5 protein-coding genes are annotated in these 13,281 nt (G+C 70.4%); 4 read left to right on the plus strand and 1 reads right to left on the minus strand.

Annotated elements, in window-relative coordinates; translation table 11 throughout:
- Positions 1–2,094, minus strand: a 2,094-nt coding sequence (locus tag IE249_RS12850; protein ID WP_229858319.1) for a GAF domain-containing protein, incomplete at its 3' end; no start/stop codon positions are given.
- A gap of 378 nt (positions 2,095–2,472) precedes the next feature.
- Between IE249_RS12850 and IE249_RS12855 the strand changes: the two genes are divergently transcribed.
- From IE249_RS12855 to IE249_RS12870, 4 genes are all read left to right on the plus strand, one after another.
- Positions 2,473–7,992, plus strand: coding sequence for a HAMP domain-containing protein (locus IE249_RS12855; protein ID WP_189704945.1), 5,520 nt, complete (start codon positions 2,473–2,475; stop codon positions 7,990–7,992).
- Between the two features lie 292 nt (positions 7,993–8,284).
- Positions 8,285–8,965: a response regulator gene (locus tag IE249_RS12860; protein WP_189704946.1), complete on the plus strand. Its 681-nt coding sequence runs from the start codon at positions 8,285–8,287 to the stop codon at positions 8,963–8,965.
- Positions 8,966–9,139: 174 nt separating this feature from the next.
- A complete protein-coding gene (locus tag IE249_RS12865; RefSeq protein ID WP_189704947.1) occupies positions 9,140–11,932 on the plus strand; it encodes a DNA translocase FtsK in 2,793 nt (930 codons plus the stop codon).
- A gap of 324 nt (positions 11,933–12,256) precedes the next feature.
- Positions 12,257–13,105 (plus strand): helix-turn-helix domain-containing protein, encoded by an 849-nt coding sequence (locus IE249_RS12870; protein ID WP_189704948.1) that lies wholly within the window; start codon positions 12,257–12,259, stop codon positions 13,103–13,105.
- Positions 13,106–13,281 lie beyond the last annotated feature (176 nt).

Genomic DNA, 13,281 nt, shown 5'->3' on the forward strand with positions numbered 1-13,281 from the left:
CTCGACCTCGACGCCGTCGATCTGGGGGAGCTCCGGCGGCAGCAGGCTGCGCTGGAGGGACTGGCTGATGGCCGTGCGCTCGGAGTAGAGGCGGGCGTTGTCCAGGGCGAGGGCGGCCCGTCGGCTGAGGTCCTCGGCGAGTTCCAGGATCTCCTGGCGGAAGTGCTCGTCGGTGGGCTTGCCGAGGGTGAGCATGCCGATCACGCGGTTGCGGGCGACCAGCGGCAGGACGACCGTCTCGCCGCCGACCGCGGCGGCCGTGGCGAGGGTCGGGCCGATGGTCGTACCGATCCGGTGGTGGGAGTCGCCCAGGCTGAGGCTGCGCATGGAGGTGCGCAGGGCCGCCTGGTGGGCGGCCTCGCCGGGGGCCGACCAGACGCGTGCGCCGGGGGTGGGTACCGGGTCCGGCGGGGCGATCTTGGACAGGAGCGACTTGATGCCGTCGATCAGTTCCTCGTCCTCGTGCAGGACGTAGGACAGGTAGGGCTCGGAGGCCTGGTCGGCGATCGTGTAGACGGCGCACCAGGTGGCCAGGGTCGGCACCGTCATCTGGGCCATCAGGGCCAGGGTCTGGTCGCGGTCGAGGGTGCCGGCCAGCAGGTCTGAGGCCTCGACGAGGAAGCTGAGGGAGCCTCGGCGCAGCCGCTCCAGCTCGCCGAGGCGGGCCGACTCGACGGCGAGGGCGATGCGGTCGGCGGCGAACTGCAGGCGCAGCGCCTCCTCGTTGGAGTATCTGCCGGAGCCCTCCGCGGCGACGCCCAGGGAGCCCGTGAGGCGCCCTTCGACCTTGAGCGGGACGGTGACCACCGAGCGCATTCCGGTGCCGTTCAGCAGGGGCACCGCGCCGGGGGAGGCGGTGAGGTCGTCGTGGACGGCGGGCATGCGGGCGGAGCCGTAGCGGCCGGGGCCGGCTTCGACGGGGACGCGGGCGAAGCGCTGGCGGGCGGAGGGCAGGCCGGTGGAGGCGCGGACCTCCAGTTCCGTCTCGTCGTCGGTGGCGAGCAGCAGGAAGGCGGCGTCGGCGTCGAGCATGTCGCGGGCGCGTTCGACCGTGCGCTGGAGCAGGCCGTCGAGGTCGTCGGGGGCCGGTGAGCCGATGAAGACCTCGAAGGGGTCGGTGCTGGGGCCGTCGGAGGCGGTGCCCGGGTCACCGCCGGCGGGGACGCGCAGGGGCGTTTGCAGAACGGCCCGTTCGTGGTCCCTCACGAGGAGGCAGACGGTTGACGGCTCGCCGCCGGTGTCGCGGACGCGCAGATGGGAGGCGTAGACGGGGATGACGCGGCCGTGGGCGCCGCGGACGCCGTAGCTGCCCTCCCAGCGGGAGAGCTGGAGCGCCTCGGCGATGCCGGTGCCGGTGCCGGGGGTGTGCGGCCAGGCGGCGAGGTCGGTGAGGGGTTTGCCGGTGACCTGCTCGGCGGCGTAGCCGAAGAGTTCCTCGGCGTCCTCGTTCCAGGCGGTGATGGCGCCGCCGCGGTCGATCTGGACGACGGCGACGCGGACCCGGCCGTCGGCGAGCGGGAGCAGGTCGGCGGGCAGCGAGGGGCCGGCGGCTCGGGTGCCGACGGGGCGCTCGGGCTGGTCGAGTTGGAACCAGACGTTCTTGCGGGTGGGTGTGTATTCCACGCCCCAGCGGGTGGCCAGGGCCGCGCAGAGCTGGAGACCGCGGCCACCCTCACGGTCGGGGCTGCCCATGTTGACGGCCGCGTTCTGGACGGGGACCTCGCGCTCGGGGTATCGGTCGGAGACCTCGATGCGTACCCCTTCGTCGCTGCGCAGGCACAGGACGTCGGCGGCCGTGCCGGCGTGCACGACGGCGTTGGTGACCAGTTCGCTGGTGAGGACCACGGCGTCGTCGACGATGTCGCCGAACCCCCACCCCTGGAGGGTGTCGCGGACGAAGGAGCGGGCGGTCGCTACGGATCGCCCCAGGGGCTCGAAACTGGCGGCCGCGCGCGCGGTGATCACAGAACTCCTTGTCCGGTCGTCGACGTGGAGGGCCCCGTGGCCGGCCGGCTCGCGCCGCTGCTCCGGCAGGTGTGGGCCCTTCGGCCGTGGCGCCGGGGGCTGTCCCCCGGGGATCACTCCGGTGGTCATTGTGTGCGGCCGCCCTCCGATGCCCGCTCGTTCCCGTGCCACCGCCCAGGCCGGACGGACCGGCGTGGCTGGACAGCCGCATGCAAGGTTACTTACCTTCGCCGTCCGTGCGGATGCCGGTCAGCCGTGTTTCCGCCCGGAGGGTGTGCGGACGGTGTGCAAAGCTGCCGAACTGTTATGGCCTGGTTCGGTGGGGGTGAAACACTGGGCAAGCTTCTGGTGAAGGTCCGGGCAGGCTGAGTGTGTTCTTCGTACGCGGGGCAGCAGCCCGTGGTGTGGCCTGATCGCATCGGGCGGAAATACGCAGCAGTAACCGGTACGTCGCACAAGTAGTACCGGAGCACAGCAGTAATGGTCGAGTCCTGCGGGAGGGACACAGTGGAGTCTGGCGCAGCGACGCGGAGCACGAGGACGCGCGCGAAGGGCGGACAGCCGGCGGACAGCCGGCGCAAGCCGCGGGCCGGCGCCACCACCGCGGTGGACACGGCCGCCCTGAACCGACTGCTGGCCGCTCTGGTGTCGATGCGCGACGGCAATTTCCGCAAGCGGCTCACGGTGTCCGGGGACGGCGTGATGTCGGAGATCGCGGCCGTCTTCAACGAGGTGGCGGACCGCAATCTGCATCTGACGGGCGAGCTGTCGCGCGTGCGGCGCATGGTGGGTCGTGAGGGGAAGCTCACCGAGCGGCTGGAGACGGGTGCCTGCGAGGGCTCCTGGGCGGCCGCGATCGACAATTGCAATGCGCTCGTCGACGACCTCGTACGGCCCGTCTCCGAGGTCGGGCGGGTGCTGTCCGCGGTCGCGGAGGGCGATCTGTCGCCGCGCATGGAGCTGCGCACGCAGGTGGCCGAGGGGGCGGGGCATCCGCTGCGCGGTGAGTTCCTGAAGGTCGGGCGGACGGTGAACAACCTGGTCGACCAGTTGTCGACGTTCACCGACGAGGTCACGCGCGTGGCCAGCGAGGTGGGGACCCAGGGCAAGCTGGGCGGCCAGGCGCAGGTGCGCGGGATGTCGGGTTCGTGGAAGGACCTCACGGACTCGGTCAACACGATGGCGTACCGGCTGACCGCGCAGGTGCGGGACATCGCGCTGGTGACGACGGCGGTGGCCAAGGGTGACCTGTCGCGCAAGGTGACCGTGCACGTCGCCGGCGAGATGCTGGAGCTGAAGAACACCGTCAACACGATGGTCGACCAGCTCTCGGCGTTCTCCTCCGAGGTGACGCGGGTGGCCCGTGAGGTGGGCACGGACGGCATCCTGGGCGGTCAGGCGCATGTGCCGGGGGTGGACGGCACGTGGAAGGAGCTCACCGACTCGGTGAACCTGATGGCCGGCAATCTGACGGCCCAGGTGCGCGGGATCGCGCAGGTGACGACGGCCGTGGCCAACGGTGATCTGTCGCAGAAGGTGACCGTGCCGGCGCGCGGCGAGGTCGCGCAGCTCGCCGAGACGATCAACCAGATGACCGAGACGCTGCGGATCTTCGCGGACGAGGTCACGCGCGTGGCCAACGAGGTCGGTGCGGAGGGGCGGCTCGGCGGTCAGGCGAACGTGCCGGGCGCGGCGGGTACGTGGAAGGACCTGACGGATTCCGTCAACACGGTGTTCCGGAATCTCACCACCCAGGTGAGGGACATCGCCGCGGTGACGACGGCGGTGGCCAGCGGTGATCTGTCGCAGAAGGTCACCGTTGATGTGGCCGGCGAGATGCTGGAGCTGAAGAACACCGTCAACGGCATGGTGGACCAGCTGTCGTCGTTCGGTGCCGAGGTGACCCGCGTGGCGCGGGAGATCGGCGTCGAGGGCGAGCTGGGCGGCCAGGCGCAGGTGGCGGGTGCGGCGGGTACGTGGAAGGACCTGACGGATTCCGTCAACACCGCGTTCCGAAACCTCACCGGTCAGGTGAGGAACATCGCCCAGGTGACGACGGCGGTGGCCAACGGCGACCTGTCGCAGAAGGTCACGGTCGACGTCTCCGGCGAGATGCTCCAGCTGAAGAACACCGTGAACACGATGGTGGACCAGCTGTCGTCGTTCGCCGACCAGGTGACCCGTATGGCGCGGGACGTGGGCACGGAGGGCCGCCTGGGCGGTCAGGCGCGCGTGGACGGCGTGTCGGGCACCTGGAAGGAGCTGACGGACTCCGTCAACTTCATGGCGGGCAACCTCACCTCCCAGGTGCGGCAGATCGCCCAGGTGACGACGGCGGTGGCGCGCGGCGACCTGTCGCAGAAGATCGACGTGGACGCGCGCGGGGAGATCCTCGAGCTGAAGAACACCATCAACACGATGGTCGACCAGCTCTCCGCCTTCGCCGACCAGGTCACCAAGGTGGCGCGCGAGGTGGGCACGGAGGGGCGGCTGGGCGGTCAGGCGCAGGTGCCCGGGGTGGCCGGCGTGTGGCGCGACCTGACCGACTCGGTGAACGGCATGGCGGGCAACCTGACCTCGCAGGTGCGCAACATCGCGCAGGTGGCCACGGCGGTGGCGCGCGGCGACCTGTCGCAGAAGATCACCGTGGACGCGCGCGGGGAGATCCAGGAGCTCAAGAACACCCTGAACACGATGGTGGACCAGCTGTCGTCGTTCGCCCAGGAGGTCACGCGCGTGGCCCGTGAGGTGGGCACCGAGGGCATCCTGGGCGGCCAGGCCGAGGTGCAGGGGGTGGCCGGCACCTGGAAGGACCTCACCCAGTCGGTGAACTTCATGGCGAACAACCTGACCATCCAGGTCCGCAACATCGCCGAGGTCACCACCGCCGTCGCCAAGGGCGACCTGTCCAAGAAGATCACTGTTGACGCCAAGGGCGAGATCCTCGAGCTCGTCACGACCGTCAACACCATGGTTGATCAGCTGTCGTCGTTCGCGGAGCAGGTGACCCGCGTGGCCCGTGAGGTGGGCACGGAGGGCATCCTGGGCGGCCAGGCGCACGTGCCGGGCGTGGTCGGCATCTGGAAGGACCTCAGCGACAACGTCAACCTGATGGCCAACAACCTGACCATGCAGGTGCGCAACATCTCCCAGGTGGCCGCCGCGGTCGCCAACGGCGACCTGACGCGGACCGTGACGATCGAGGCGCGCGGCGAGGTCGCGCAGCTCGCGGACACCTTCAACACCATGGTCAAGACGCTGAGTTCGTTCGCGGACCAGGTCACCAAGGTGGCCCGCGAGGTGGGCACGGACGGGATCCTCGGCGGTCAGGCGTACGTACCGGGCGTGGCCGGCACCTGGAAGGACCTCACCGAGTCGGTGAACCAGATGGCGTCCAACCTGACCGGTCAGGTGCGCAACATCGCGATGGTGACGACGGCCATCGCCAAGGGCGACCTGACGAAGAAGATCGACATTGACGCCCGTGGTGAGATCCTCGAACTCAAGACGACGATCAACACCATGGTCGACCAGCTGTCCAGTTTCGCCGAGGAGGTCACCCGCGTGGCCCGCGAGGTGGGCACCGAGGGGCAGCTCGGCGGCCAGGCGCGCGTGCGCGACGTGGACGGCACCTGGCGGGACCTGACCGAGTCGGTGAACGAGATGGCCGGGAACCTGACCCGGCAGGTGCGTGCCATCGCGCGCGTGGCGACCGCCGTGACCCGGGGCGACCTGAACCTGAAGATCGACGTCGACGCCTCCGGCGAGATCCAGGAACTGCAGGACTACATCAACAAGATGATCGCCAACCTGCGCGACACCACGATCGCCAACAAGGAGCAGGACTGGCTCAAGGGCAACCTCGCCCGCATCTCCGCGCTGATGCAGGGACGCCGGGACCTCCAGGACGTCGCCTCGCTGATCATGAGCGAGCTGACCCCCGTGGTCTCCGCCCAGCACGGCGCGTTCTTCGTGGCCCTGCAGCCGGTGGAGGGCCAGGAGCTCGGCGGGGAGAGCGAGGACGAGTACGAGCTGCGCATGCTGGGCTCGTACGGCTACTCGATGGGGTCCATGCCGACGTCGTTCCGGCCCGGTGAGGCGCTGATCGGGACGGCCGCCCAGGAGAAGCGCACGATCCTGGTGGAGAACGCGCCCAGCGGCTATCTGAAGATCTCCTCCGGGCTCGGCGAGGCCCCGCCCGCGCAGGTGATCGTGCTGCCGGTGCTGTTCGAGGGCAAGGTGCTCGGCGTGATCGAGCTGGCGTCCTTCACACCGTTCACGCAGATCCAGAAGGACTTCCTGAACCAGATCGCGGAGATGATCGCCACCAGCGTCAACACCATCTCCGTCAACACCAAGACGGAGCTGCTGCTGAAGCAGTCCCAGGAGCTGACCGAGCAACTCCGCCTGAGGTCCGAGGAGCTGGAGCAGCGGCAGAAGGCCCTTCAGGCGTCCAACGCCGAACTGGAGGAGAAGGCCGAGCTGCTGGCCCAGCAGAACCGGGACATCGAGGCGAAGAACTCCGAGATCGAGGAGGCCCGGCAGGTCCTGGAGGAGCGCGCCGAGCAGCTCGCGGTGTCCATGCGCTACCGCAGCGAGTTCCTCGCCAACATGTCGCACGAGCTGCGTACGCCGCTGAACTCCCTGCTGATCCTGGCCAAGTTGCTCGCCGACAACGCCGAGGGGAACCTCTCCCCGAAGCAGGTGGAGTTCGCCGAGACGATCCACGGCGCGGGCTCCGACCTGCTCCAGCTGATCAACGACATCCTGGACCTGTCGAAGGTCGAGGCGGGCAAGATGGACGTCTCCCCGACGCGCATCGCCCTCGTGCAGCTGATCGACTACGTGGAGGCCACCTTCCGGCCTCTGACCGCCGAGAAGGGCCTGGACCTGTCGGTGCGGGTCTCGCCCGAGCTGCCGGCCACCCTGCACACCGACGAGCAGCGGCTGCTGCAGGTGCTGCGCAACCTGCTGTCCAACGCGGTGAAGTTCACCGACTCCGGCTCGGTGGAGCTGGTCATCCGTCCCGCGCGGGACGACGTTCCCCAGGTGATCCGCGAGCAGTTGCTGGAGGCCGGCTCGCTGACCGACCCGGACGCGGAGCTGATCGCGTTCTCGGTCACGGACACCGGCATCGGCATCGCGGCCAGCAAGATGCGGGTGATCTTCGAGGCGTTCAAGCAGGCGGACGGCACCACCAGCCGCAAGTACGGCGGTACGGGGCTCGGGCTGTCCATCTCGCGGGAGATCGCGCAGCTCCTCGGCGGCGAGATCCACGCGCAGAGCGAGCCGGGCCGCGGTTCGACGTTCACGCTGTATCTGCCGCTGCACCCCGGTGAGCTGCCCCCGCACGGCTACCAGCAGTCGGGCTCCGTCCTGGACGCCGACGAACTGGTGGCCCACGAGCCGGACCTGCCGGAGCTGACCTCCGGCCGGATCGAGACGCCGGCCGAGGTGAAGTCGTACCAGGAGACCCAGAACGGGGCCGCCGCGCTCTTCCGGCGCCGCCGCAGGGCCCTGCCGTCCGCGTCCTCCGCCCCGCTCGCGTCCTCCGCCGAGCAGCGGCCCGCGCAGCCGGGCCGGGCAGGGCAGGAGCAGTGGACGGCGGACGAGGCGGACACGGCACAGCAGGGGCACCGGGACGTCCGGTTCGGGGGCGAGAAGGTGCTCATCGTCGACGACGACATCCGCAACGTCTTCGCGCTGACCAGTGTTCTGGAGCAGCACGGCCTGTCGGTGCTGTACGCGGAGAACGGCCGGGAAGGCATCGAGGTCCTGGAGCAGCACGACGACGTGGCGGTGGTGCTGATGGACATCATGATGCCCGAGATGGACGGTTACGCGACCACGACGGCGATCCGGCGGATGCCCCAGTTCGCCGGACTGCCGATCATCGCGCTGACCGCCAAGGCCATGAAGGGCGACCGGGAGAAGGCGATCGAGTCGGGCGCCTCGGACTACGTGACCAAGCCGGTCGACCCCGATCACCTGCTGGCCGTGATGGAGCAGTGGATGCGGGAGCAGTGACGGCGGCCGCCCCGCCCGGCGTCGCGGGGCCGCCCCCGAAGCCGCTGACTCAGGGTGTGCGAAGCTGTGTAGAAGTGCGGGATTCGGGGAACCTTCTGGTCTCCCGCCGCGTTTCTGCTACGTGCACAGTGACATCGCGGTGACAGGGTGTGGCGACAGGCGGGGTGCGGCTACGATGACCGGCACAAGGACGGACGGCGCAAGGGAGCCGTCCGCCGGGGCGGCACCCGCCGGTGCCCTCCCGGTTCCTGCGGACAGGGGTGGCCCCAAGCCGGGGCGAGGAGGGCGGGCCATGGTGCAGAAGGCCAAGATCCTCCTGGTCGATGACCGGCCGGAGAATCTGCTGGCGCTGGAGGCCATCCTCTCCGCGCTCGATCAGACGCTGGTGCGGGCATCGTCCGGGGAGGAGGCGCTCAAGGCGCTGCTCACGGACGACTTCGCGGTCATTCTGCTGGACGTCCAGATGCCGGGCATGGACGGTTTCGAGACCGCCGCGCACATCAAGCGGCGCGAGCGCACCCGGGACATCCCGATCATCTTCCTCACCGCGATCAACCACGGCCCGCACCACACCTTCCGGGGTTACGCGGCCGGCGCGGTCGACTACATCTCCAAGCCGTTCGATCCCTGGGTGCTGCGCGCCAAGGTCTCCGTCTTCGTCGATCTGTACATGAAGAACTGCCAGCTGAAGGAGCAGGCGTCCCTGCTGCGGCTCCAGCTGGAGGGCGGCGGCAAGGGCGGCGTGGCCGAGGGCAAGGAGTCGGTGGGTCTGCTCGCCGAGCTGTCCGCGCGCCTGGCAGCCGTCGAGGAGCAGGCCGAGGCCCTCTCCAAGCAGTTGGACGACGATTCGGCGGACGCGGCCGCGGTCGCCACGGCGGCCCACCTGGAGCGGAAGCTGACGGGTCTGCGGCGTGCGCTGGACGCGCTCGAGCCGGGCACCGGCAGCACCTCCTCGGTGCCTTCCCAGAGCTGAGCCAAGGGAGTTGACGCCCGGCGCCCCGGGCGCCGGGCGCGCGCACGAGGCGACCGGCCGACGCCCGGCCCCCGGTGAGGTCGCGTCAGTTCACCGCCACCGCAGGCACGACACGAACGGGTGAAGCCGTGGGCACACGTGTCCGCTGTCGTCTCCACCGGTAACCTCACACCTATGGCCTCACGTCCCTCCGCAGCCAAGAAGCAGCCCGCGAAGAAGGCGGCCGCTCCGGCGAAGGCTCCGGCGAAGAAGGCCGCTGCGAAAAAGGCACCCGCCAAGAAGGCGCCCGCCAGGAAGGCCGCGGCGAGCAGGCCCGTGCCCAGACCCGCGCCGAACCCCACCGGGGGCGTGTACCGGCTCGTGCGCGCCCTCTGGCTCGGCCTCGCCCACGCCGTCGGCGCCGTGTTCCGCGGCATAGGACAGGGCGCCAAGAACCTCGACCCCGCCCACCGCAAGGACGGCGTCGCCCTGCTGCTGCTCGCCGTCGCCCTGATCGTCGCCGCCGGCACCTGGGCCGATCTGCGCGGCCCGGTCGGCGACCTGGTCGAGATCCTGGTGACCGGCGCCTTCGGCCGGCTGGACCTGCTCGTGCCGATCCTCCTCGCGGTCATCGCCGTGCGCTTCATCCGCCACCCGGAGAAGCCCGAGGCCAACGGACGCATCGTCATCGGCCTTTCCGCGCTCGTCATCGGCGTGCTCGGACAGGTCCACATCGCCTGCGGCTCGCCCGCGCGCAGCGACGGCATGCAGGCCATAAGGGACGCCGGCGGCCTCATCGGCTGGGGCGCGGCGACCCCGCTGACGTACGCCATGGGGGAGGTCCTCGCCGTACCGCTGCTGGTACTGCTGACGGTGTTCGGGCTGCTGGTCGTCACCGCCACCCCGGTCAACGCCATCCCGCAGCGGCTCAGGCTGCTCGGCGTCAGGCTCGGCCTGCTGCCCGACCCGAAGGACGACGAGCCCGCCGATTACACCGAGGACGACGAGCGCTACGACGACCAGTGGCGCGAGGCGCTGCCCGCCCGCCCGCGCGGGCGCCGCGGCGGCGCCGGCAAGGACCACGACCCCGAGGCCGCCGAGCAGGAGGCCCTGTCCAGGCGCCGCGGCCGGCCCCGGCGCTCCGCCGTGCCGCAGCCCGACATGGAGCGGCAGCCGGACGCCGTGGACGTGGCGGCCGCTGCCGCCGCCGCGCTCGACGGCGCGGTGCTGCACGGCATGCCGCCCTCGCCGATCGTCGCCGACCTCACCCAGGGCGTCGCCACCGGCGACCGGGAGCGCACCAGCCCGACCCCCGTACCGGCCGCCCGTCCCGGCCGGGAGAGCCCCCCGGCACGCCCCGGCCAGGACAGCCCGGCCGCCCGGACGAAGACGGACGCGCCGGCCGGCCGCCCCCGGGCGGACCAGCCCGCCGGGGTCCCCGACCTCACCAAGACCCCGCCGCCCGAGACCCGCGACCTGCCGCCGCGCGCCGAACAGCTCCAGCTCTCCGGCGACATCACCTACTCGCTGCCCTCCCTCGACCTGCTCGAGCGGGGCGGCCCCGGCAAGGCGCGCAGCGCCGCCAACGACGCCATCGTCGACTCGCTCACCAACGTCTTCACCGAGTTCAAGGTCGACGCCCGGGTCACCGGCTTCACGCGCGGGCCGACGGTCACGCGCTACGAGGTCGAACTCGGCCCCGCCGTCAAGGTCGAGCGGATCACCGCGCTCACCAAGAACATCGCCTACGCCGTCGCGAGCCCCGACGTGCGGATCATCAGCCCGATCCCCGGCAAGTCCGCGGTCGGCATCGAGATCCCCAACACCGACCGGGAGATGGTCAACCTCGGCGACGTGCTGCGCCTCGCGGACGCGGCCGAGGACGACCACCCGATGCTGGTCGCGCTCGGCAAGGACGTCGAGGGCGGCTATGTGATGGCCAACATCGCGAAGATGCCGCACGTCCTGGTCGCCGGCGCCACCGGCTCCGGCAAGTCGTCCTGCATCAACTGCCTGATCACCTCGATCATGATGCGGGCGACCCCCGAGGACGTGCGCATGGTGCTCGTCGACCCCAAGCGCGTGGAGCTGACCGCGTACGAGGGCATCCCGCACCTGATCACACCGATCATCACCAACCCCAAGCGGGCCGCCGAGGCGCTGCAGTGGGTCGTGCGCGAGATGGACCTGCGCTACGACGACCTGGCCGCCTACGGCTTCCGGCACATCGACGACTTCAACGAGGCCGTCCGGAACGGCAAGGTGAAGGCGCCCGAGGGCAGCGAGCGCGAGCTGCAGCCCTACCCGTACCTGCTGGTGATCGTGGACGAGCTCGCCGACCTGATGATGGTCGCGCCGCGCGACGTCGAGGACGCGATCGTGCGCATCACCCAGCTCGCCCGCGCGGCCGGCATCCACCTGGTGCTCGCCACGCAGCGGCCCTCGGTCGACGTCGTCACCGGTCTGATCAAGGCCAACGTGCCCTCCCGGCTGGCGTTCGCCACCTCCTCGCTCGCCGACAGCCGCGTCATCCTCGACCAGCCGGGTGCCGAGAAGCTGATCGGCAAGGGCGACGGGCTGTTCCTGCCGATGGGGGCCAGCAAGCCGACCCGTATGCAGGGCGCCTTCGTGACCGAGGAGGAGGTCGCGGCGGTCGTCCGGCACTGCAAGGACCAGATGGCGCCGGTCTTCCGCGACGACGTCACCGTGGGCAGCAAGCAGAAGAAGGAGATCGACGAGGACATCGGCGACGACCTCGACCTGCTGTGCCAGGCGGCCGAGCTGGTCGTCTCCACGCAGTTCGGCTCGACGTCCATGCTCCAGCGCAAGCTGCGCGTGGGCTTCGCCAAGGCCGGCCGGCTCATGGACCTCATGGAGTCGCGGAACATCGTCGGTCCCAGCGAGGGCTCCAAGGCGCGCGACGTGCTGGTGAAGCCCGACGAGCTGGACGGCGTGCTGGCCGTCATCCGGGGCGAGTCGGAGGGATAGCCGAATCCGGCAGGGATGCCCGCCGGGTACGAGGGGTAGCAGCAACAGGACGTGGTGTCCGAACGGAGGCGGTCGCCGCCGGCGGACGGGCGCACCGTGATCCACCCGTTAGCGAGCGGCGGGCAACCGTTCCCCTTGGACGTACGTCAAGTTGAGCGAGAGGAACGGTGCGCGTCCCGCCATGGGCTCCGCACCTGTCCCACCATCGGATTGTCCGGCCATTCCGATGGCGTACAAAGTCCTACCGCCGGGTCGCTCCACCCTTTGGCACCCCCCTAGACTGAATGTCCAGCACAGGCGGCTACACGCTCGAAAGGCGCCCCCGTGTCCATCGGCAACTCCCCTGAAGACGAGCGTCCGTTCGAAGACGTATCCGACGTATCCGAGGAAGCCCGCCCCTCCGTCGGCACCGCCCTGCGCCAGGCGCGGATCGCCGCCGGGCTGACCGTCGACGACGTCAGCACCGCCACCCGGGTCCGCATCGCCATCGTGCACGCCATCGAGGCCGACAACTTCGCCCCCTGCGGCGGCGACGTCTACGCCCGCGGGCACATCAGGACCCTCGCCAAGGCAGTGCACGTCGACCCCGCCCCGCTGCTCGCGCAGTACGACGCCGCGCACGGCGGCCGCCCCGCCCCCACCCCCGCCGCCCCCCTGTTCGAGGCGGAACGCATCCGCCCCGAGCGGCGCGGACCCAACTGGACCGCCGCCATGGTCGCCGCGATCGTGGTGGTCGTCGGCTTCGTCGGCTTCACCGCTTTCAAGGGCGGCGGCGACGGCGACGGCAAGACCCAGGTCGCCGAGGGCTCCACGGCCACCACCAGCGCCCCCGCCAAGCCCACGCCCAAGAGCAGCAAGCCCGCCGACCAGAAGCCCGCGCCCTCCGACAGCGCCATCGCGGCCGCGCCCCAGGACAAGGTGACCGTCCAGGTCAGCGCCGCGAACGGACGCAGCTGGATCTCCGCCAAGGACCACAACGGCCGGATGCTCTTCGACGGGCTGCTCAAGAAGGGCGAGTCCAAGACCTTCCAGGACAGCGCCAAGATCAACCTCATCCTCGGTGACGCCGGAGCCATCCAGCTCTACGTCAACGGCAAGAAGATCGAGGACCAGTTCCAGCCGGGTGCCGTGGAACGCCTCACGTACACCAAGGGCGACCCGCAGGTCGGATAGGCCCCCGAGCAGGCACGCGACCAGGGGTTGGCCGGGAATCGGCCAACCCCTTCGACATGGGGTGTCACAGAGACAAAGTAGTCTTGAGCCCATGCCTGAACGCCGTACCGTCGCACTCGTCACTCTCGGCTGCGCCCGTAACGAGGTGGACTCGGAGGAGCTCGCAGGCCGTTTGG

Origin of the sequence: Streptomyces anandii JCM 4720 (assembly GCF_014650655.1) — a bacterium.
In the GTDB taxonomy this organism is placed as follows: Bacteria; Actinomycetota; Actinomycetes; order Streptomycetales; family Streptomycetaceae; genus Streptomyces; species Streptomyces anandii.

Coding starts and splice junctions, on each gene's coding strand:
- IE249_RS12860 (WP_189704946.1), top strand. CDS start 8,285: ATGGTGCAGAAGGCCAAGATCCTCCTGGTCGATGACCGGCCGGAGAAT.
- IE249_RS12865 (WP_189704947.1), top strand. CDS start 9,140: ATGGCCTCACGTCCCTCCGCAGCCAAGAAGCAGCCCGCGAAGAAGGCG.